At 32.3% G+C, this 20,881-nt stretch carries 15 protein-coding genes; all 15 read left to right on the forward strand.

What is annotated here, in order from left to right:
* Positions 1–5: 5 nt before the first annotated feature.
* The 15 genes from EHE19_RS00910 (at position 6) to EHE19_RS00980 (ending at position 20,868) form a co-directional block, all read left to right on the forward strand.
* Positions 6–2,159 (forward strand): coiled-coil domain-containing protein, encoded by a 2,154-nt coding sequence (locus tag EHE19_RS00910; protein ID WP_137697211.1) that lies wholly within the window; start codon positions 6–8, stop codon positions 2,157–2,159.
* 208 nt (positions 2,160–2,367) lie between these two features.
* Positions 2,368–3,057: a response regulator transcription factor gene (locus tag EHE19_RS00915; RefSeq protein WP_137697212.1), complete on the forward strand. Its 690-nt coding sequence runs from the start codon at positions 2,368–2,370 to the stop codon at positions 3,055–3,057.
* A 97-nt stretch (positions 3,058–3,154) separates the two neighbouring features.
* Positions 3,155–4,432, forward strand: coding sequence for a sensor histidine kinase (locus EHE19_RS00920; RefSeq protein ID WP_137697213.1), 1,278 nt, complete (start codon positions 3,155–3,157; stop codon positions 4,430–4,432).
* A 735-nt stretch (positions 4,433–5,167) separates the two neighbouring features.
* A complete protein-coding gene (locus tag EHE19_RS00925; protein WP_137697214.1) occupies positions 5,168–5,425 on the forward strand; it encodes a hypothetical protein in 258 nt (85 codons plus the stop codon).
* 40 nt (positions 5,426–5,465) lie between these two features.
* Positions 5,466–6,266 carry a cyanophycinase gene (locus EHE19_RS00930; protein WP_137697215.1) on the forward strand — a complete coding sequence of 267 codons (801 nt, stop codon included), beginning with the start codon at positions 5,466–5,468 and terminating at the stop codon, positions 6,264–6,266.
* Between the two features lie 380 nt (positions 6,267–6,646).
* Entirely contained in the window at positions 6,647–9,343 is a 2,697-nt protein-coding gene (gene cphA / locus EHE19_RS00935) for a cyanophycin synthetase (protein WP_137697216.1), read from the forward strand.
* 228 nt (positions 9,344–9,571) lie between these two features.
* The gene (locus EHE19_RS00940; protein WP_137697217.1) at positions 9,572–10,195 is read left to right on the forward strand and encodes a hypothetical protein; all 624 of its coding nucleotides are present in this window, start codon (positions 9,572–9,574) and stop codon (positions 10,193–10,195) included.
* A 176-nt stretch (positions 10,196–10,371) separates the two neighbouring features.
* Positions 10,372–11,352, forward strand: coding sequence for a biotin--[acetyl-CoA-carboxylase] ligase (locus tag EHE19_RS00945; protein ID WP_137697218.1), 981 nt, complete (start codon positions 10,372–10,374; stop codon positions 11,350–11,352).
* Between the two features lie 102 nt (positions 11,353–11,454).
* Positions 11,455–11,922, forward strand: coding sequence for a hypothetical protein (locus EHE19_RS00950; RefSeq protein ID WP_137697219.1), 468 nt, complete (start codon positions 11,455–11,457; stop codon positions 11,920–11,922).
* A gap of 22 nt (positions 11,923–11,944) precedes the next feature.
* Positions 11,945–12,715 carry a type III pantothenate kinase gene (locus tag EHE19_RS00955; RefSeq protein ID WP_137697220.1) on the forward strand — a complete coding sequence of 257 codons (771 nt, stop codon included), beginning with the start codon at positions 11,945–11,947 and terminating at the stop codon, positions 12,713–12,715.
* 383 nt (positions 12,716–13,098) lie between these two features.
* Positions 13,099–14,040 (forward strand): L-lactate dehydrogenase, encoded by a 942-nt coding sequence (locus tag EHE19_RS00960; RefSeq protein WP_280513956.1) that lies wholly within the window; start codon positions 13,099–13,101, stop codon positions 14,038–14,040.
* Between the two features lie 156 nt (positions 14,041–14,196).
* Positions 14,197–15,372 carry an NAD(P)-dependent malic enzyme gene (locus EHE19_RS00965; RefSeq protein ID WP_137697221.1) on the forward strand — a complete coding sequence of 392 codons (1,176 nt, stop codon included), beginning with the start codon at positions 14,197–14,199 and terminating at the stop codon, positions 15,370–15,372.
* A 500-nt stretch (positions 15,373–15,872) separates the two neighbouring features.
* The gene (locus EHE19_RS00970) at positions 15,873–17,444 is read left to right on the forward strand and encodes a response regulator transcription factor (RefSeq protein WP_137697222.1); all 1,572 of its coding nucleotides are present in this window, start codon (positions 15,873–15,875) and stop codon (positions 17,442–17,444) included.
* A gap of 22 nt (positions 17,445–17,466) precedes the next feature.
* Complete coding sequence (locus EHE19_RS00975) at positions 17,467–19,299, forward strand: sensor histidine kinase (protein WP_137697223.1); 1,833 nt, start codon at positions 17,467–17,469, stop codon at positions 19,297–19,299.
* On the forward strand, positions 19,300–20,868 hold the full coding sequence (locus tag EHE19_RS00980) for a response regulator transcription factor (RefSeq protein ID WP_137697224.1): 1,569 nt from the start codon (positions 19,300–19,302) through the stop codon (positions 20,866–20,868). It abuts the gene before it with no gap.
* Positions 20,869–20,881: the final 13 nt, after the last annotated feature.

The following is a 20,881-nucleotide window of genomic DNA, read 5'->3' on the forward strand; positions in this document are numbered from 1 at the left end:
CTAAAATGAAAATAATTAAAAGAACATTTTCAGGCATTCTTGCTGGTATTATGGTATTAACAATGTTGGCAAGCGATGTAAATGCTGATACAGCTGGAGTTACTGTTGATGAATCAGTTTATGTAAATTTAGACTATTATGGTAAAACAGAGAACTTAAATATTGTTAAAGGATGCAGTTTAAATGGAAATCTTAACTTTACTGATTATGGCTCTTATGAAAAAGTAACTAATATGTCAAATGAAGTTCAGCCAAGTATTTCAGGTGATGCTGTAAGCTGGAGCTTTAAGGAAAATGTAAACAGATTCTACTATGAATGTACGCCTAAAAAAGGAACAATTATTCTGCCTTGGGACTTTGATATATCCTATAAGTTGAATGGGGTACCTACTAATGCTGATAAGCTTGCAGGAGTAGAAGGATTAGTTGAAATAAACATTAAGGCTATACCAAATAAGAAAGCAAGCCAATATTTGAAAAATAATATGCTATTAACAATTGAATCATTATTTGATATGACAAATACAACTAGTGTTGAGGCTCCAGGTGCTCAGATACAATCTTTAGGTAACTATAAAGCTGTGATTTTTGCTGCTCTTCCAGGAGAGGAAACTAGCTTTACTATGCGTATTGGTACAAAAAGTTTTGAATCCACTGGAATAATAATGACAATGATGCCCGGAACTCTAGATCAGCTCAAAACTGTTAAAGAACTAAAAGAAGCAAAGGATACAGTTGGAGATTCTGGGGATGAGCTTTATAATGGACTAAATGAACTATTAAATAGTATTCAAAGTACATCTGATGGATTAAATCAATTACAATCAGGCCTTTCGTCACTGGAAAGTGCACGCAGCAAGGTCAGTTCTTCGAAAGATGGCATATATGCAAATGCAGATAAATCACTAGCAGATATTACGAATATAACAAAACGAATCAGTGAGCTTATTCCACATTTGAAGAATGGACAGAAGCTAGTGAATAATGTGAATTCAGATGTTAATACACTAGTTGATACAATGAACAGCACAAAGACTTATATAAATTCATTCTCCAGTTCAATTAGTAAAATTCAAAAAAGCACAGATGAGTTATACAATAATTTAAGTACTGTGAAGGGTTACTCCAGCGATACAAAAAAAATATTAAAAGAAATCAGTAATAACATAGAAATTTCTGAAGATGATAAAAAAGCAATGGAAACAGCCATGATGCTTATGAATACTAGGTTAACCACGTTGAAGGAAGATTTACAGGCATTGGACGCTGCTATGAAGGCTATGCCAGCTCAGCTAGACGCAGCATCTGCTTACTATGGTGACCCTACGGTGGCTATTTTAAACGGAGAGTTAAAAGCTATTATTGCTTCAATCCAGCCTACTCTTAATGACTTGGCAAACACAGTATATGCGACAAACATGTTAATCACAGAGTTAGGAAAACTATCCGAAAAGGCAGAGGATTTGGTTAGTACAGCTCAGAGTGCCTGTGAATTAGGGAATAAGTATATAGATTCAATAGATGCTGGTATTAGCACAACTCAGAATTTATTAAAACAATTAGATGAAATTGGTAATACCACAAAAGCTTTCTTAAATAAAAGTAATACTATAATTGATAATATTTCTTCACTTAATGGTACCATTAATAAGTACCAAAGTGGTGCAACAAAAGCATTAGAAGATACAGAAAAACTATTTGAGGAGCTTAATACTGGGCTAACTGATACTAAAGTTCTATTAACTTCTATAAAAAACACATTAAAAGCAAGTGATGATGATTTAGATGAGGGTACTCGCCAAAGTTTAGCTGGATTAATTGATCTTCTCCAGGACAGCTTATCAGGTGTAAACTCTACATCGTCAATAAAAAGTGCTAGTGACAAAATAAAGAAAACTGTAGATGATAAGCTTGATGAAATTGAAGAGAACAGTAATTTGCTGGAAATGGATGCAGAAGCAGCACTAATTTCTATTACTTCAGAAAAAAATCCACCTCCACAGACTTTGCAGGTAATTATGCGCACCCATGAAATAAGCATAGATGATAGTAATAGCATAAATGATTTAGAAGCTACGAAAGATCAAATAGGTTTTATTGATAGAATTGTCAATGTATTTGCAGAGCTATGGAGTAAAATAGCATCCCTGTTTGCATAATATAAATTTTGAGCTTATTTCAATAGCTATAAAGTTTGTATAAAATTGAAGGAGCGGTGGAAGGGCTATATAGTAGTATGATAAAATGAAAACGAGGCATGAATATCTCTTGCCTCGTTGAAAAACCGCTGATATAATTAAGTTTTTCTAAAATCGAAAAATTTAATTTTAAATCTAGGCGTTAAAAAAGCTAATGGAAGATGATTATATGGAAAAAATATTAATTGTAGATGATGATAAAACTATTGCAGAGTTAATTTCAGATGCATTAGAAGACGAAAATTTTCAAACAGTTATCTGTGGAGACGGCTTAGAAGCATTAAAATTGATTGAGCAAAACAATAATTTTGATGTTATTATACTGGACATTATGATGCCTAATATGAATGGAATTGAGCTTTGTAAGAAAATACGAGATATAGTTACATGCCCAATTCTATTTGTAACAGCGAAAAGCCGCACATTAGATGCAATGCTTGGCTTTGAAATGGGTGGAGATGATTATATCTTTAAGCCTTTTGTGGTTGAAGAACTTGTTGCGAGAGTTAAGGCTCATATTCGCAGAGATAAAAGGCATGAAAGGATTCAGAATAATGAAAGTCTTATTATTGGAGACATTGAAATAAGGCGAGATAACTTTGAAACATATAAAGCTGGTAAGCCAATAGCGCTTTCTACCAGAGAATTTCAGTTATTGCAGTTTTTGATGGAAAATGTAGGGCATGTTTTAACAAGGGAGCAAATATTCAATTCAGTGTGGGGAATTGATTATGGCGATATTGGAACAGTTAACGTCAATATAAAAAACCTAAGGGAAAAGATAGATGTTAATAATGAATATATAAAAACTATTTGGGGAGTAGGATATAAATTCATAAGGCCCCAGATGAGAGATTGAAGCTTTTATTAAAAGATATAAAATAAAAAGTAATGGGCGGCCTAGTTAATGCCAATATTGTAATGGCATTTCTTTGAATGGGAGGAGAGATAAAACTATGAGCATGCGCCGTAGATTTATTATAACCATAATAAGTGCCATTGCACTAAATTTTCTTTTATTGTTTGGTTATTACAACATATTTATATCAGATAGCTTTTTTGGCGATTTTACTGCTTTACAGAACAAATTAGATATGCGAACCTTTGAAATAGCACAGAATATTAGTGAGAATTCTAATTATAAAGATATATTGAATAATTATGTCGAGAAGGAACATTTGATATTTGCTATAGAAGATTTAAATGGGCAAACAGTCTATGAAAGTAAATCGCATAAAATGGAGAGCCTTTATATTACTTCTGTTAAGCCAGTTAAATTCAACAACGAAACTTTTCTTCTTAAAGTAACAAAACCAATATTAGAAAATGAGATAATTAAATTACCATCAGTTAGAAACATTTTTCGTGCTGAGCTTATAATTATTTTTGTAATTACAATATTTTTATCTTTGGTTCTGTATTTTAGATTTGTTCGTCCAATAGAAAATCTTCAAAAGGACATAGTAAGTTATCAAGGTTGTAATACAGTAAAACGCACTCACCGTTTTGATGAAATAGGTAAACTGCAGAATTCCTTTGTTGAATTAACAGAGAACCTAGAGGAAGAAAGATTGAAACAAAATAGAATTATTGCTTCAATTTCACATGATATAAAGACACCTTTAACATCTGTTATGGGATATGCTGAAAGATTAAAGAAAGGAAATCTATCTGCAGAACGAGCTGAAAAGTATGTAGATACTATTTACTATAAATCTCTTGTTATAAAAAATCTTATAGAGGAATTTGACGATTATCTTAGCTATAATTTGAAAAGCTCATTAAAAAAGCAGGAGATTACTGTAAGCGATATAATGAAAGCTGTCCTTTTAGATTATGACGATGAACTTTCACATATAGGCGTCAAACTAGAAATAAAGGACTGTTGTCCTGATGTGGCACTGCAAATTGATGTTTTGAAGATGCATAGAGTATTTGGAAATATAATTGGAAACAGTTTGAAGCACTTTGTTAGCCAAGATAAAAGAATATATATATCATGTAGGCAGGAAAAAAGCACAATTGTTTTTTCGGTTGCAGATAATGGTGCTGGTGTTAAAGAAGAACTCCTATCACAAATTTTTGAACCAATGTATACTTCTGATGCGGGGCGTTCGGTAGCAGGTTTAGGTTTAGCTATATGTAAGGAAATTATTAATAACCATGGAGGAGATATTTGGGCAGAGAATAATCAAGAAGGTGGTTTAACTGTTAAATTTAGTTTGCCAATTTAGCAACACAAATAGCTGTGCAAGTAACGGTTATTATTTACTCTAAAGTATAGAGAAAAGGACATAGAATATCAGACTATATAGGTTATTTGTCACCATTTCTGAGAAGAAATATTTTTATCTATACAAAATCTATACTGGAGCCCTGGGTTATTACTAATTATGTATTGGAAGCTAATTTTGATTCCCAAGGAACTGTTTTTTGATTTATGAACATAAGCCTTTTGGGCAAGGTTAAAGAACATTGGTAGTTTGTTAATTCTACATCCTCAAAAACCTGAATATAGGTTAATAAACTCAAATCATTATATTTATAATCTAAATCTGACGATAGTCAGTTATATTCCGTAATTGATCAATATTGTTTAGCATAATACCTGCCTCTTGTAATTATTTGATTACTTATTCATGGACTAGATTTTGCAAATCTATATTTAAAATGAATTACATTTAAATAACAGTAATTCGATATCGGGAAGTTCAAAATAATAATAGTATCTAAATTATTTGTGAAACTATTGGACATTTATATTAAATATTATAACTAATTTCAAATACAATGAAAAGTTGAATATTAACATTATTATTTGTAAATAATACGCTATGGTAGGGTAACAAACTTGTATAGTTTAGTTATTTTTTGAACCTCAAAAATAATAAGTCCGAAAGTGAATCTATGGGAGCATAGACATTTTTAGGCTGTTTAAGAAGAACTATAAAAAAGCATGGGAGGTTAGTATGAATAATATTCAGAATATTTTAGGCTTAAGTGTAAGTGAAAGTATAAAAAAAGTATTTTTACTTATAGCTGGATGGGTATCAGCTGTTTTAGCATTATTTATATATCCATTTGTTTTTGGTATGCTAGGCGTGATCTGTGGTATTCTTGCTACGAAAAATAGCAGAAGCAGGATTGGAATTTATCTTGTTGTATCTGCAATAGTTCTTATGGGAGTTGGACTAGCTTTAAATACTAGAATTATGCCTGGGATATAATTAGCAACAAGTATAGCTCTGGATATACTGGAGGTAAATAATGAGTGAAATGGTTAATGGCAACCTATTAATAATAGGAGGAGCAGAGGATAAGTGGGGTCAAAGTTCAGTTTTAAGGCATGCAATTGATATGTGCGGAGGCTCTAGTGCTAAAATAATTGTTTTAACCACAGCAACGCAAAAGCCTCAAGAAGTAGGAAAGGAATACAGAGAAGTATTTACACGGCTGGGAGTAGAGAACATAGATATTCTAAACATTGATAGTAGAGATGATGCCAATAAGGACTCTGTGGCACAAAGATTGTCAAGTGCAGCAGGTGTTTTTTTTACTGGTGGGGATCAACTGCGGATTACTAGTATATTAGGTGGGACAAAAACATATAACACCCTATTAGAAATATATCTACGAGGGGTACCTATTATAGGTACAAGTGCAGGAGCATCAGCTATGAGCAGTACAATGATTGTGGATGGTAATAGTAATTCTGCTGCAAGAAAATGTACACTAGGAATGTCCCCGGGGCTGGGATTTTTGAATCAGGTGATAATTGATCAACATTTCGAACAAAGAGGAAGATTGGGCAGATTGCTTGTTGGAGTTGCCCAAAATCCATCAATATTGGGTGTTGGAATAGACGAGGATACAGCGATTCAAGTTTATTCGAATGCTTCCTTTGAGGTGGTTGGAACAAATTGTGTAACAGTTATCGATGGTACTTCCATTAAAAAATCAAATGTGTCAGAACTTAATCCGGAAGAGATGATAGCATTGTCAAATGTTACAATACACGTCTTACCATGTGGTTTTCGCTTTGATTTAAATAGCAGAGCAGTGATATAGCGAGGCGAGAAAATATCTCTAATTCTCTTCAATAAGTGGAAGGTAATACGTTGATTCTTATAAGATTATAATATCTCCATCCTCGTAAAATACTGCTAATATAATGAAATTTTTCTATAATCTTATCTACAATTTTTTCTACAATCGAAGAATTTCATTTGGAATCTAGGTATTATAACGAAGCGAGAACTTATTTGGGTTTCAGGAAGTGGGAATATATCCCGCCTCGTCGAAATACCGCTTTAGTGTCAGATGGTGAGAATATATTCCGCATCGTTCACACGCTTATGATGCTGCTGAAATTTTTCTATAATCAAAAAATTTATATAAAATCTAGTCGTTATAAATTAACATTCTTCTAGACTTAGGAGGTCTTTTCAGTGCAAATTCAAAGCATTTATTGCTTTCAAGGTAAAAATATATATAGTCATAGACCAGTAATTCGTATGGTAGTTGATATTGGGATTTTTGAGGCTGGACCAACAAGAGAAATTCCGGGCTTTAATAAGAAACTGCTAGAACATTTTCCTGAGATTGCTGAGCATACTTGTGGATTGGGATATGTGGGCGGTTTTGGAGAAAGATTAATTGAAGGTACCTATATAGGTCATGTGGCAGAGCATTTGATAATTGAGATTCACAACAAATTGGGATATCCAGTTCGTTATGGGAAGACAAGACAGATAGGAACTTCATCAAAATATATTATCATATATGAATATATCAATGAGGCTTTTTCTGTTGAATGTGGAAAAAGAGTAATTGAAATAGTTAAAGCTTTCGCAGAAAACAAAGCTATTGACATTGATAAAATACTTACAAAACTAAAGAAGATATCAGCAGAAACTGATATGGGGCCTAGTACAAAGGCTATCTATGAAGCAGCAAAAAGAAGAAATATACCTGTATGCAGAGTTGGAACGGGAAGTATTTTAAAACTAGGATATGGTAAAAACAGCAGAACAATTCAGGCATCACTTCCAGATAGTACAAGCTGCATTGCTGTTGATATAGTATCTGATAAGCAGCTTACTAAAAAAATATTAATGGATAACAACATACCTGTTCCATATGGACTAATAGTACAGAGCATGGAAGAAGTATTGGAAGCTGTTCATGAGATTGGATTTCCAGTGGTAATTAAACCGGTTGACTCTAATCAAGGCAAGGGTGTAACTGTAAATATTACCTCTATGGATCAAATAAATGATGCAATTTATGAAGCAAAAAAATATTCTAAAAAAATTATTATAGAAAAATATATATACGGCAAGGATTATCGCGTTTTAGTTGTAGGAGACAGGGTTTGTGCTGTTGCTGAGAGAAGGCCACCTGAAGTAATTGGTGATGGTGTCAGTACCATCTCAGAACTGGTTAGGCTAGAAAATATGAATCCGCTAAGAGGAGAAGATCATGAACGCCCATTGACCTACATTAAACTAGATGAAATAGCTATAAATTATCTTAAGGCTCAAGGGCTTACAACTGATAGTGTTTTAGAACCAGGACAAGTTGTCCGATTAAGGCAGAATGGAAATATAAGTACTGGAGGAACAGCTAAGAACTGCACAGAACAAATACATCCTAAAAATATACAATATGCTGTAGCAGCCGCTAAAGCTATGAACTTGGATATTGCAGGAATAGATATTGCAGTAGAAGACATATCTAGTCCTATAGATATTTGTGAGGGTGCAATTATTGAGGTTAACGCTGCTCCTGGACTTAGAATGCATCTTCATCCAAGTGAAGGCGAGCCGATAGATGTGGCAGAGGATATATTAAAAATGATGTATCCTGATGACAGTTGTTGTAGTATTCCTATTGTATCAATTACCGGGACGAATGGGAAAACCACTACAACAAGGCTTATTAGACATACTCTTTCTATAATGGGGTTAAATGTAGGAATGACTTCAACAAGTGGGATATATATTGGAAATAAGTGTATTCAAAAGGGCGATACTACAGGACCTACTAGTGCGAGAGTAGTTTTATCAGATAAAACTGTAGATGCTGCTGTATTAGAAACTGCAAGAGGTGGAATTGTAAAAAAGGGTCTTGGCTATGAACTTGCAGATGTAGGTGTTTTAGTTAATATAAGTGATGATCATCTGGGTATTGATGGGATAAATACCATAGAGGAACTTGCCAATACAAAAGCACTTGTGATTGAAGCTATAAAACCTGATGGATATGCAGTTCTTAATGCAGATGATAGTATGACACCCTATATGCTGGAAAGGGTACGAAGTAAAGTAATAATGTTTAGCAGATTAAAATCAAATGCACTATTTAAAAGGCATTGTAAGAATCCAAATAACATAGGGGTGTATGTAAAGGATGGATTTATTTGGGTAAGTAAGGACTCAAAGAGAATTCCCCTTATAGACTTAGAAGATATTCCAATAACTTTTGGTGGACTAATAGAATGTAATATTGAAAATTCTTTGGCGGCTGTAGCTGCTTTAGTGGGATTAAATGTTCCTTTTGATATTATAAAAAAAGGTATAAGTACTTTCCAGCCTGACGTTGAATTGAATCCTGGCAGGTTCAATATTTTTGATATGGGTGAGTTTAAAGTTATGCTGGATTACAGCCATAATATTGCTGGTTACAATGCTGTTATAAAATTTATTCAGAAATTAAAGGCAAAGAGATTAGTGGGGATTATTGGTATGCCTGGTGATAGATTGGACTCAAGTATAAAGGAAGTAGGAGAGTTGTGTGGAAAGGCTTTTGAGAAGATATATATAAAAGAAGATGTTGATTTAAGAGGACGTAGAAGGGGGGAGGTTGCAAGTCTGCTTGAATCGAGTGTTATAAGTTCAGGAGCAAAGAGAGAAAATGTAGAGATAGTATTAAGCGAAACAGAAGCACTTGAAAAGGCGATGTTAGATGCTCGCCCAGGAGATATGGTAGCACTGTTTTTTGAAAAGCTAGAATCTGCCATTCAAGTAATTATGAAATTTAAACAAGAACAGGAGTCTGCGGAGTTTGTTATAGATAGCAATATAAATACAAGAAAAGATGATTTAGGTAGTGGAATTAATCCGTATACTAAATCTTCTATATAGTAAAAACTATCGTCTGACATAATAGGCTATTAGCCTAAAAAAATTGACTAAGGCCAATAGTAATTGGTTTTAGTCAATTTGTGATTCTAGCTTAGTAGTAATGACTTTTAGTATGGTGTAATATAAAAAAATGTAATATAATGTTATGAGATATTTCTTGAAATTATATTTTATTTAGGGTAATAATGAGTTATGAAAAACGGTACATTAAGTACTTAGGGGGTAAAAATGCCAGAGGTTTATTATTACGTTAAGTCAGAGGATGTTTTAAATATAACCGACTGTGGGCTAAAGTTGTCTATATCTCATGATAAAGAAGTAATAATTGAAGGTGAGACAAAGAAATGCTTTTCAGCACTTTTAAACCCAAAGGATGATATTGAACGATATAAATCACCTTACTATAGATGCTTAAAACTCCAGGTGAAAAGCGATAAATGCTTTATTGCAGATAGATTCATCTACGAAGCAGCTCAGAATCAGGATATAGACCTATACTATAAGACAATAATTCCAATAGAAAAATATATTTTTGGAACATACAGGCTTCCAGAATGCCTTATTACTACTACTATTTTGCCAGGTGAGGCAAATGTACTTGATAAAATAATGGATTCACCAATTATATACACTAATTGTGAAGAACTGTACATAAATAACATATTACAGGAACTTAGGGATAATTACTCAGATATTGATGATTCATTGCTTTATTTACTGCTGGATAAATTAACTGATATGGGGAAACTTGAGAAAATAGAGAACAGAAGTAGTGGGATGTCTATTTTTAAAAATGACACGGGCAGGATTTATTGCTTAAAAAATCCAGATATAAGCTTTTTTTGTCCTTAACCTCAATAATTCTAAAAGGAATTTGATTCTTTCAATGCATTTTATTTAGTTATGATTAAACTGTAAACTGACTGATTTTGAAAAAGGCTTTTAAACATTAATGTTTGGGCAGTAAAAGTGTATCCCATTATGCAAATTTACCAATATATATCATAATGGTAGGTATGGAGGTTGAATTGAAAAATCTGATTTTAGAAAAGCTAAAGCAGAAAAAGGAATATATGTCAGGTGAAGAATTGAGCCAGTTGCTTAATGTTTCCAGAACAGCTATATGGAAGCATATAAACGAATTGAGAAATGAGGGCTACAATATAGTTTCATCCACAAAGAAAGGATATATTCTTGCTGAAACTCCAGATTTGCTAGATAGCAGAGAACTACGAATTCCTAAGGGACAGATTATTGGACGAGAATTAGTTCACTTCAATGAGATAGACTCTACTAATAATTATGCAAAAAAGATTGCAAATGAAGGCTGTCAGCATGGAACAATTGTAGTTGCAGATAGGCAGACAATGGGAAGAGGAAGAGTAGGGAGGCAATGGGAATCTTTTAGCAGTGAGGGACTATGGTTTTCAATTGTCCTAAGACCTGATTTAGAACCTGAATATATACAGATTGTCACGCTTGCTGCTGCGGTAGCTGTTGTAGAAGGAATACTTGAGAATCAAGGAATAGTTTGCGGAATCAAGTGGCCCAATGATATAATATTAGATAACTATAAATTAGGTGGTATTCTGACAGAACTAAGCGCTGAGCCCGATCATATTAACTATGTAGTGGTTGGTATTGGAATTAACATTAATCAAGATAAAAATGCTTTTGGCGATGAAATAAAAAACAAAGCTACATCCCTGAAAATACATACAGGAAAGCGAATTTCTCGAGTAAGGCTATTAGAAAGTATCTTGAGCAAGTTTGAACAAATATACAGTGAATTAATACAAGGAAAAACTAAAGAAATAATAAATATATGGAGCAAATATTCTGTTACAATAGGAAAAGAAGTTAGAATTATTTTTAAGGGGAATGAATATGTTGGTTTGGCTCAAGCAATTTCCCCAGATGGCAAGCTAATTGTTAAATGTAACGATGGAGAGTTCAGAGAAATATCTTCAGGTGAAATACAAGTTAGAGGCTTGCTTGGATATATATGACGGATGATATAAACAGTTTTGGTATGTATGCTAATATATAGTGTTTATGGCTTTTATTGCAATAGTTTGTTAAGATTATTATAATCTAGGAGGAACATATAAGTGGTTAGAAAGAGTGAGTTTTCTAAAAAAAATGATTTATCAAAGAATGATGTACAATCAGGTGCAGCACAGCCAACTAATTCCACTCAAAAAAGTGGAGAGATTAACAATAAAGAGAGGAATAGCCGCCCTCCAAGAGAGAATCAGAAGGAATATCAACGCAGAGAACTAAAGAGAGAAACTACTTCACGCGTTAGCCAAACAAGAGATAGTCTTCAAAAGGAGAATACAATAAAAGATAATAATCAGAGAGATAATTCTTCAAAAGAAAACCACCAAAAGAATTATCACAGAGAACCTCAAAACAATAAGGAAACTAGGGAAACATACAGGCAACATTATCAGAGAAGTGCAATAAAACCTAAGACAGAAGAGACTGTCGAAGACATTGCCAATGATATTGCGAGAATAGAGAAGGAAATTGATCTTGAAATAAAAGAGATAAAGAGCTTAAGACTTGGTTTGTAGTTCTGTCGCTTGTGGAGGTCATATGATTTTAGTTATAGATGTTGGTAATACGCATACTCTATTAGGTGTATTTGAGGGAAAAGAACTTTTGGCTAACTGGCGTATTAGCACTGATAGAGAGAGAAGTGCTGATGAGTTAGGAATGTTGATGCTAAATCTGTTTGCATATGGAAAATTAAATGTAGAAGAGATTGAAGCAGTTGTTGTTGCGTCTGTTGTTCCATCTTTGCTGTATTCACTTGAACATTCCATAAAAAAATACTTAAAATTAGAACCTATGATAATTGGCCCTGGTACAAAGACTGGAATTAATATTAGATGTCAGAATCCGAAGGAAGTAGGCGTGGACAAAATAGTAAATGCAGTAGCTGGATATGAGATGTATGGAGGTCCTCTTATTATAATAGATATGGGAACAGCTACTACTTTTTGTGCTATATCTGCAAAGGGTGAGTATTTAGGAAATGTAATATGCCCAGGTATAAAAATAAGCACAGAGGCTCTTTATCAGAAGGCTGCTATGTTGCCTAGAATTGATTTAGTTAAACCAGATAGTGTTATTGGTAAAAATACTGTTGCTAGTATGCAGTCAGGTATTTTTTATGGATATGTTGGAAAAGTTGACTACATTGTTAAACGTATGAAGCATGAAATGAAGGAAACAAATGTTAGGGTTATTGCTACAGGTGGTTTTTCAAGATTAATTGCTGAAGAATCTCAAGTAATAACTGAAGTAAATTCTACATTAACGTTAAATGGGCTTAGAATAGTATATGAAAGAAATAAAAACTAATTAAGATGATTGTACTTTTCTTGACTTAAATATGCGAAATTATTTACTTAAATTTATATATGAATCATTATTAACAAAAAAGATGGTATCCGTCTTTTTTTTTTGTAATTTTATTTATAGCAAAATTAATACTAATAATTAAAAAGTAAACACAATGGTTTAAATCAACCTGTTTTACTCTATTGAAAGTAATTGTTAAATATTTTGTATACATTGTTAAAAGATTAACTCGAAATTAATAGAATGAGCGACGATTAGTGATATATTCTTGATAATTGCCCAATAATAACAATATGTATCTCCATAAAAGTATATTTAACATTTGTATCTTAAAATGTAATGTGGTACTCTATTTACAATTGCGAAAAAATGGAGGGATTATTGTGGCAGGAAAAGGCTTTAAAGTAGCTATAATTGGTTGTGGATTTGTTGGAGCATCAGCAGCTTTTGCAATGTCGATTAACAACCTAGTATCAGAAATGGTTCTGATTGATGTTAATAAAGAAAAAGCATATGGTGAAGCATTGGACATCAATCATGGTTTATCTTTTGTTGGACAAATGAATGTTTATTCTGGTGATTATTCAGATTGTAAAGACTGTGACGTAATTGTTATTACAGCTGGAGCAAATAGAAAGCCAGGCGAAACTCGTTTGGATTTAGCGAAGAAAAATGTTTCAATAATGAAGGATATTACTGCAAACATTATGAAGTATTACACTAAGGGTGTAATATTAGTAGTATCAAACCCTGTTGACATTTTAACTTATATGGTACAAAAATGGACTGGCTTGCCAGCTAGTAAGGTATTAGGTTCTGGAACAGTACTTGATAGTTCAAGATTTAGAAACCAAATTGCAAATATTTTAAGTGTAGATGTTAAGAATGTACATGGATACATTATTGGTGAACACGGTGATTCACAGTTGCCAATATGGAGTGCAACACATATTGCTGGTACTAAGTTTGACGATTATGTTGCAAAAAACAATATAGTTGTTGACAAAGAACAGATTCTTAACGATGTTAAGACTGCTGGTGCAGTAATTATTAAGAACAAGGGTGCAACATATTATGGTATAGCATTGTCTATCAATAGAATATGTGAATCTCTTCTTAAGAACTACAAGACTATAATGCCTATAGGAACTGTTATTAACGGACCTTATGGAATAAATGATGTGGCTTTAAGTCTTCCAGCAATAGTTAGCGGAAACGGTATCGAAAAAATATTAGAAATTGACTTAACTGATGAAGAGTTAAAGGGTCTATTACATTCAGCAGATCAAATTAAACTAGTACTTAACGAAGTAAAAGACATATAAGTATCTGATTTATTTTAAATCAAAGTATATTTAAAGCGAAACTGATACAAGTTTCGCTTTAAATTTTTATAAATCACTTGTGAAAGTTTTCACAAAAGTGTATAATACAATATGATTAAAGAATATCTTAAATATAAACTTTTGGAGGAATGAAAAATGGGTACAATCTATGAAGATTCACTTAAAGCACACGAGGAGTGGGCAGGAAAAATAGAAGTTGTTTGTAAAGCTCCTTTAAAGGACAAGAGAGACCTTTCATTAGCTTATTCACCAGGGGTTGCTCAACCATGTCTTGAAATTCAAAAGGATGTTGAGAACTCATACAAGTATACTAGAAGACACAACCTTGTTGCTGTAATAACTGACGGTACAGCAGTATTAGGTCTTGGAGATATTGGACCAGAAGCAGGTATGCCTGTTATGGAAGGAAAGTGCTGCCTTTTCAAGACTTTTGGTGATGTAGATGCTTTTCCTCTTTGTATTAAATCAAAGGATGTAGATACAATAGTAAATACTATTAAATTATTAGAAGGAAGCTTTGGTGGTGTTAATCTAGAAGATATTGCAGCTCCAAGATGCTTTGAAATAGAAGAGAGATTAAAGAAAGAAACTAATATTCCAATATTCCATGATGACCAGCACGGAACTGCAATAGTTACTGCTGCAGGTCTTATTAATGCCCTCAAAGTTGTAGGAAAGAAGATGGAGGACATTTCTATTGTTGTTAATGGTGCGGGTGCAGCTGCAATAGCCATTACTAAGCTTCTTTTCTCAATGGGACTTAGAAAAGTTGTTCTTTGCGATACAAAGGGTGTAATTTATGAGGGAAGAGACAATCTCAATGCAATAAAAGCTGAGATGGCTAAGATTACTAACCTTGAAGGAAAAAGAGGAACATTGAAGGACGTTATGGTTGGAGCTGACGTATTTATAGGAGTTTCAGCTGCTGGCACAGTTACAAAGGAAATGGTTAAGTCAATGGCAAAGGATCCAATTATATTTGCTCAAGCTAACCCAACTCCTGAAATAATGCCTGAAGAAGCTATTGAGGCTGGTGCTGCTGTTGTTGGTACAGGTCGTTCAGACTATCCAAACCAGGTTAACAATGTTCTTGCGTTCCCAGGTATCTTTAGAGGTACTTTTGATGTTGGAGCTCGTGAAATAAATGATGAAATGAAAATCGCTGCTGCATATGCTATTGCTGGACTTGTTAGCGATGAAGAAAGAAGTGCAGAGTATGTAATCCCAGCTCCATTTGATCCTAGAGTAGCTAAAGAAGTTGCAGCGGCAGTGGCTGAAGCTGCTAGAAAAACTGGTGTAGCTAGAATTTAATTTGAATATAACTAATATTAGTTATTATTAAATGAATTTATTTTTTGTTTTATGAGTTTTTAAAGAGATTGTCATATATAATGGCAATCTCTTTTTATGGGTTTTATATAAATATACTAGTTTGATATGGCTTGTTAATTTAAGATATAATTAGGAATGTATGTTATATAAAGCTAATAAAGGAGTAATAAACCTTTCGTATAAAAATAATATTGTGCAAAATGTACAGAAATAGCATAACTTTATTTTCAGATTATGCTATACTACAAATAAATGATATAAATAATAAAAATATATTCTTATCGCAAAAAATACAAACTTTATTTTATCACAGAATCCTTTGTTGATAGTTAAAAATCAATTATGGCTATAGCCAGTAATAATTTGGCTTCATTAGTTGTAACATACGTTCTAAATAATTGTTATCAAAAAATATATAATATATAAGTTTTTATTAAGCTTTTGATACTTAAAGTAGAGCGCTAGAGGGGGTGTAAATAATGCTTAAGGTTCTTTTTGTAGATGATGAGCCATATATGCTTGAAGGGCTTAAGGTTATGATAGATTGGAAAGCATATGGTTTTAATATATGCGGTGAGGCTACAAATGGAGAAGATGCTCTGGAAATAATAAAAATGAGCAATCCTGACCTTATAATTACTGACATACGTATGCCTAAGATGGATGGTTTAGAACTAATTAGGCTGGCTTATGAAAAGTTGCACTCAACAGCTAAGTTTGTAATTCTAAGTGGATATGATGATTTTAATTATGCAAAACAAGCCATGATGTATAAAATAAAAAACTATTTATTAAAGCCGCTAGATGATGACGAACTTAAAGAAGTGGTATCTAAGCTATCGACAGAAATATTAACAGATCGTAGAAAAGCTGAAAATATTAATAAGCAGCTAACATTTATAACAAACCAGTGCGTGCAGAGATTGATTGATGGTGAGAATAAAACCACTCTTATTGATAGGACAAGAATGCTGTTAAACCTAAATGAAGGCCAGGAATTTAGATGTGTGATGTTCTACATAGAAAGTCTGAACGGTTTAAGCAAAAAGACAGGGAAAATAAATTTAGAAATAAGACGAAATGAAATCATAGAAATATTGCAATCTGAGCTAGGTGCAGAATTTCAATATAATATATTTGAAGATACTGAAGACAGAATGTGCATGATTTTAAGTGAAAACATGCCTTATTATGGAGAGTTTGAAGATTTTATAGCTTCTATTCAAAGTAAACTGGAGTCTATAACAGGAGCATATGTATCGGTGGCGTATAGTAATCCAGCATATGAAATAAATACATTATGTGAATTGCACAAACAGGTTTCTTTTGCTATTAATTTTAAATTTTATCTTGGAGAGAGCAGTATTATTAATTATGCTGATGTAAAGGATAAAAAATTAAATTATCAAGTGTATACTCCTGATTTTAACAACTTATTGTGCCATATACGAACAAATGATTGCAATTTAATTAAAGAGGATGTGCAATTGATTTTTGACCAATTCTATAAAATACAAAGTGCTCCTGAGATTATAGTAGCTTATTTGAATAATTTTTTGCTGGAGTTGGTAAAGGTTATTCAGGAATTTGATGGAGTTTCAAAGGATACCATACAAATGGTGCTAGAGTTTGATAATTTCTTGGGCTATCCTTCGTTTATCAGATTATCGGAAGCCTTTTTGGAAAGATGTTATTATGCTACAAACTATATAGAAAATTTAAAGAAGAATGATTCTCAATATATTATTTACGAAGTAAAGAACTATATTAATGAACATTATCATCAGGATATTAAATTGAAAAAAGTTGCTAGTTTGTTTTATATGAATCCTGTATATCTTGGACAATTATTTAAGAAAGCCACTGGGATGCAATTCAATGACTATTTGAATTATGTGCGTATTGAAGAAGCTAAAAAACTTCTCAGACAGACTAATATGAAGGTTGTTGAAATCTCAAAAGTTGTTGGGTATAAAGATCCTAAATACTTTTTACAAAAGTTTAAAACTACTACAAATACTTCGCCTACGTCGTTTAAATCAAGTAACTAATTATTTATGAGAGGATATTGAGATGTTTACTAATAGGAAATTTATATATATAGTAAATGATATTCCGTTAAAATTTAAATTTCTAATAATATATATTGTTTGCCTCCTTATTCCGATAATTGTTATCAACATCTCATTTGTAGATAAGTTTTCTAATATTGTACAAGAAAAAGAGGAAAATACCTATAAAATTTCATTAGAAAGAACCAGAGTTGACATTGTAACAATGTTTGATGGTTGTATTGCGGCAAGTCATTCTATATCATCAGACAGAACCTTGCATAATATCTTAGATATAAATTTTTTGAGTAGTGATCAATATTTTGATGTTTATGATAGCCAGCTTAGAAATAGGCTGAATATATATACGTCTGCTTATGATTATATGAGCAATATAGAAATTTATGTAGATAATCCGACAATAAGCAGCGGGGGTACATATCAACATATAGACGAAGAAGTAGAAAACTCGTTATGGTATAATAAGCTATACAGTTCCAAGGGCTCCGTTCTGTTAAATTCCTATTTAGGATATACAAAAAGTTTACCTACAAAACGTATACAGTATTTAAGTGTTTTTAATAAGCTTGATTATTATCCAACATTAAACAATGAACGAAGAAAAATACTTAAAATAGACATAAATATGCAAAAGCTGAACAATATTTTTAAGAGGGAGAAGACTTTTTTAAATTTATACCTATTAGATCCTGAAAATAATATTATATGCAGCACCTCCTCTTTATATGATTTTGAGAAGGAAGACAGCTTAAAAACTTTTGATATTCAAAGTATTGGTAAAGACAACATTATACTTGAAACAGCATTAAGTAATTCCTCCTACATGAAGGGGTGGAGATTAATAGGTGTCTCTACTGCTGAGCGAATTCAAAAGTCTTTAATAGAGACATTGAAATTTGTATTACTTATTGCATTTATCAGTGTTATTATTTCGTCTATTCTCAGTTTAATAATGGCGAATTCCTACAACTATAGACTAAAGAAACTTTCAAAACACATGAGCAGGTTTACAGATGGGAAGTTTGAATTAATTGAAATAAACGAGGGACAGGATGAAATAGGAGGAGTTATTAGAAGCTTTAATTTAATGGCTTCTAAGATAAATTTATTGATAAATGACGTATACAAGCTTCAGTTGCAAAAAAAGGATCTTGAATTAGAACGAATACGTGCGGAAATTAACTTTTTACAAAGTCAGATGGATCCTCATTTTCTTTTTAATACATTAAATGCTATATTGGTTGTTAGTACGAAGAACGGATATACAGATATTATTGATATTTTAAAATATCTTTCCAAGACTCTTAGGAGACTTTTAAGCTGGAAGGATGATTTGGTTACCATACGGGAGGAAATCTCCTTTACAGAAATGTATCTGAAAATAGAAAAGTTTAGATTCGGTGATAAAATTGAATATTATATTGATATAGATGATAGTCTTTTGGAAGTTAAGATACCCAAAATGAGCTTGCAGCCTTTAGTTGAAAATGCATGTAAACATGGGATTCAAGCTATTACTGAAGTGGGAATAGTAAGAATAAATGCTGAATTAATTGACGATACCCTTAAAATCTGTGTTGAGGATAATGGAACAGGAATGGATAATGAAAGGCTCAAGGAGCTAATTACCAATGTAACTAGTGAAGAGGAGTTAAGTTCAAATATAGGACTACGAAATGTATATAGGCGGCTAAGACTTTACTATGGAGATAATATTTCATTTAACATTGTAAGCGAGAAAGAAAGAGGTACAAAAGTAAGTTTTACAATACGCAAAAACTCTTTGGATAATTCTGTTAATAATAGTGATATGGATAGTAATTTGGAGGGGTAAATGTTTAAGGTTTTAATAGTTGATGATGAGCCAATGGCAATAGAAGCAATAAAATTAGCTGCTGATTGGGCAGAACTTAATGTGTCTATATGCGGAGAGTGTACTAATGGTATGGAAGCATTAAGTTTAGCTAAGGAAATAAGACCTGACCTGATAATAACTGATATAGATATGCCTGTAATGAATGGAATTGAACTTGTAAAAAGAGTTGCTAACGAAATTGATCCAGACATTAAATTTATAATTGTCAGTGGTTATGATCATTTTGAATATGCAAAAAGCGCTATGCAGCTTGGCGTTCAGCATTATATATTAAAACCAGTTTTTAAAGATGAGTTTTCAGAAGTACTATTGGATATTTTATTAAGTATTGAACAAAGCCGGAAGCTAAAAAAAATATGCTCTGTAAGTACAGAGTTTGATATAGGTGTTTTGTTTGAACAATATTTAGAAGGAAAAATTGAAGAACAGGATATAATTACTGTACTTGGTCCTGAGATAATACAGAATACTAATGCCTGGGCCTTTGCTAGTCTTGATGCTATTCATAACTATATAAAAGAAGATTGTATTGAATTTAAATTATTTGATAAAATTAAGGCTTCATTATTGCCAAAGGGATTAGGTAATGGACTTGTATATCCCGTATTTGTAAATAAGGGTATTAATGGATTTGTGCTTGGAAGTACTGGTGGTATTTCAATTTATGAGATAGCACAAATTCTATCTTCGATATTAAAAGAAGTGTATAAAAATAGTTTTTATATAGCGTTAGGAAATCAGGTCAAAGAATTGAAGCTGCTTAGCAACTCTATGAGGGAAGCTGAAAAAGCAATGGAATATCGTTTTTATAGTACCCCTAGCAGTATCCTGCAATACAAGGACTATGAAGAAAATTCACACAGCTTCAATTTTGAAAATATTGAATATATGGAAGAACTGAAAAATGCATTTGAAAATATTGATATAGACAGAATTTTAAAAGCCATAGAATCAATATTTGGTGTATTTAAAGAGAAACATACTGCGTATGAAATGATTGAAATGTATATAAACAGCATTATTTATAAAATGTTATCTATTTTGACATCAATGGGAGAAAACACAGAAGAAATACTTTTTTTAAAGGATATTAGCATGTTCTTTAACAGAGTTAAAACTATAAATGAAATGGAATTGAAAATAAAACAATGCTGCATTGATTTTTGTAAGCATGCACAAGATGTAAAAAACAGATATAAGTTAGCAGATAAGATAAAGGTAGAAGAATATATAAAAGAAAACTATAAAAGAAATCTAACTATAAAGGAAATTTCAAGTAAACTTTATATTCATCCCACATATTTAGGCAGTCAAATTAGTAAATGGTTTGGTTGCAGCTTTAATGATTATTTGCATAGGCTCAGAATGAATGAAGCAGAAATATTAGTTAGAAGTACAGATCAAAAGGCATATGATATTGCACAATACTTAGGATATACGTCATATGGAAATTTCTTAGAGCAGTTCACAAAGACCTTTTCTATGAAGCCAAGTGAATACAGAAGTATGTATAAAAGTAACAACTAAACTTTTTAGGTAG

It is taken from the genome of Ruminiclostridium herbifermentans (assembly GCF_005473905.2).
GTDB lineage: Bacteria > Bacillota > Clostridia > Acetivibrionales > DSM-1351 > Ruminiclostridium > Ruminiclostridium herbifermentans.

Excerpts from the sequence above, each read along its gene's own strand:
- EHE19_RS00910 (WP_137697211.1), top strand. The coding sequence starts at position 6 with ATGAAAATAATTAAAAGAACATTTTCAGGCATTCTTGCTGGTATTATG.
- EHE19_RS00940 (WP_137697217.1), top strand. The coding sequence starts at position 9,572 with ATGCCAGAGGTTTATTATTACGTTAAGTCAGAGGATGTTTTAAATATA.
- EHE19_RS00925 (WP_137697214.1), top strand. The coding sequence starts at position 5,168 with ATGAATAATATTCAGAATATTTTAGGCTTAAGTGTAAGTGAAAGTATA.
- EHE19_RS00980 (WP_137697224.1), top strand. The coding sequence starts at position 19,300 with ATGTTTAAGGTTTTAATAGTTGATGATGAGCCAATGGCAATAGAAGCA.
- EHE19_RS00965 (WP_137697221.1), top strand. The coding sequence starts at position 14,197 with ATGGGTACAATCTATGAAGATTCACTTAAAGCACACGAGGAGTGGGCA.
- EHE19_RS00975 (WP_137697223.1), top strand. The coding sequence starts at position 17,467 with ATGTTTACTAATAGGAAATTTATATATATAGTAAATGATATTCCGTTA.
- EHE19_RS00955 (WP_137697220.1), top strand. The coding sequence starts at position 11,945 with ATGATTTTAGTTATAGATGTTGGTAATACGCATACTCTATTAGGTGTA.
- EHE19_RS00920 (WP_137697213.1), top strand. The coding sequence starts at position 3,155 with ATGAGCATGCGCCGTAGATTTATTATAACCATAATAAGTGCCATTGCA.
- EHE19_RS00970 (WP_137697222.1), top strand. The coding sequence starts at position 15,873 with ATGCTTAAGGTTCTTTTTGTAGATGATGAGCCATATATGCTTGAAGGG.
- EHE19_RS00915 (WP_137697212.1), top strand. The coding sequence starts at position 2,368 with ATGGAAAAAATATTAATTGTAGATGATGATAAAACTATTGCAGAGTTA.
- EHE19_RS00930 (WP_137697215.1), top strand. The coding sequence starts at position 5,466 with ATGAGTGAAATGGTTAATGGCAACCTATTAATAATAGGAGGAGCAGAG.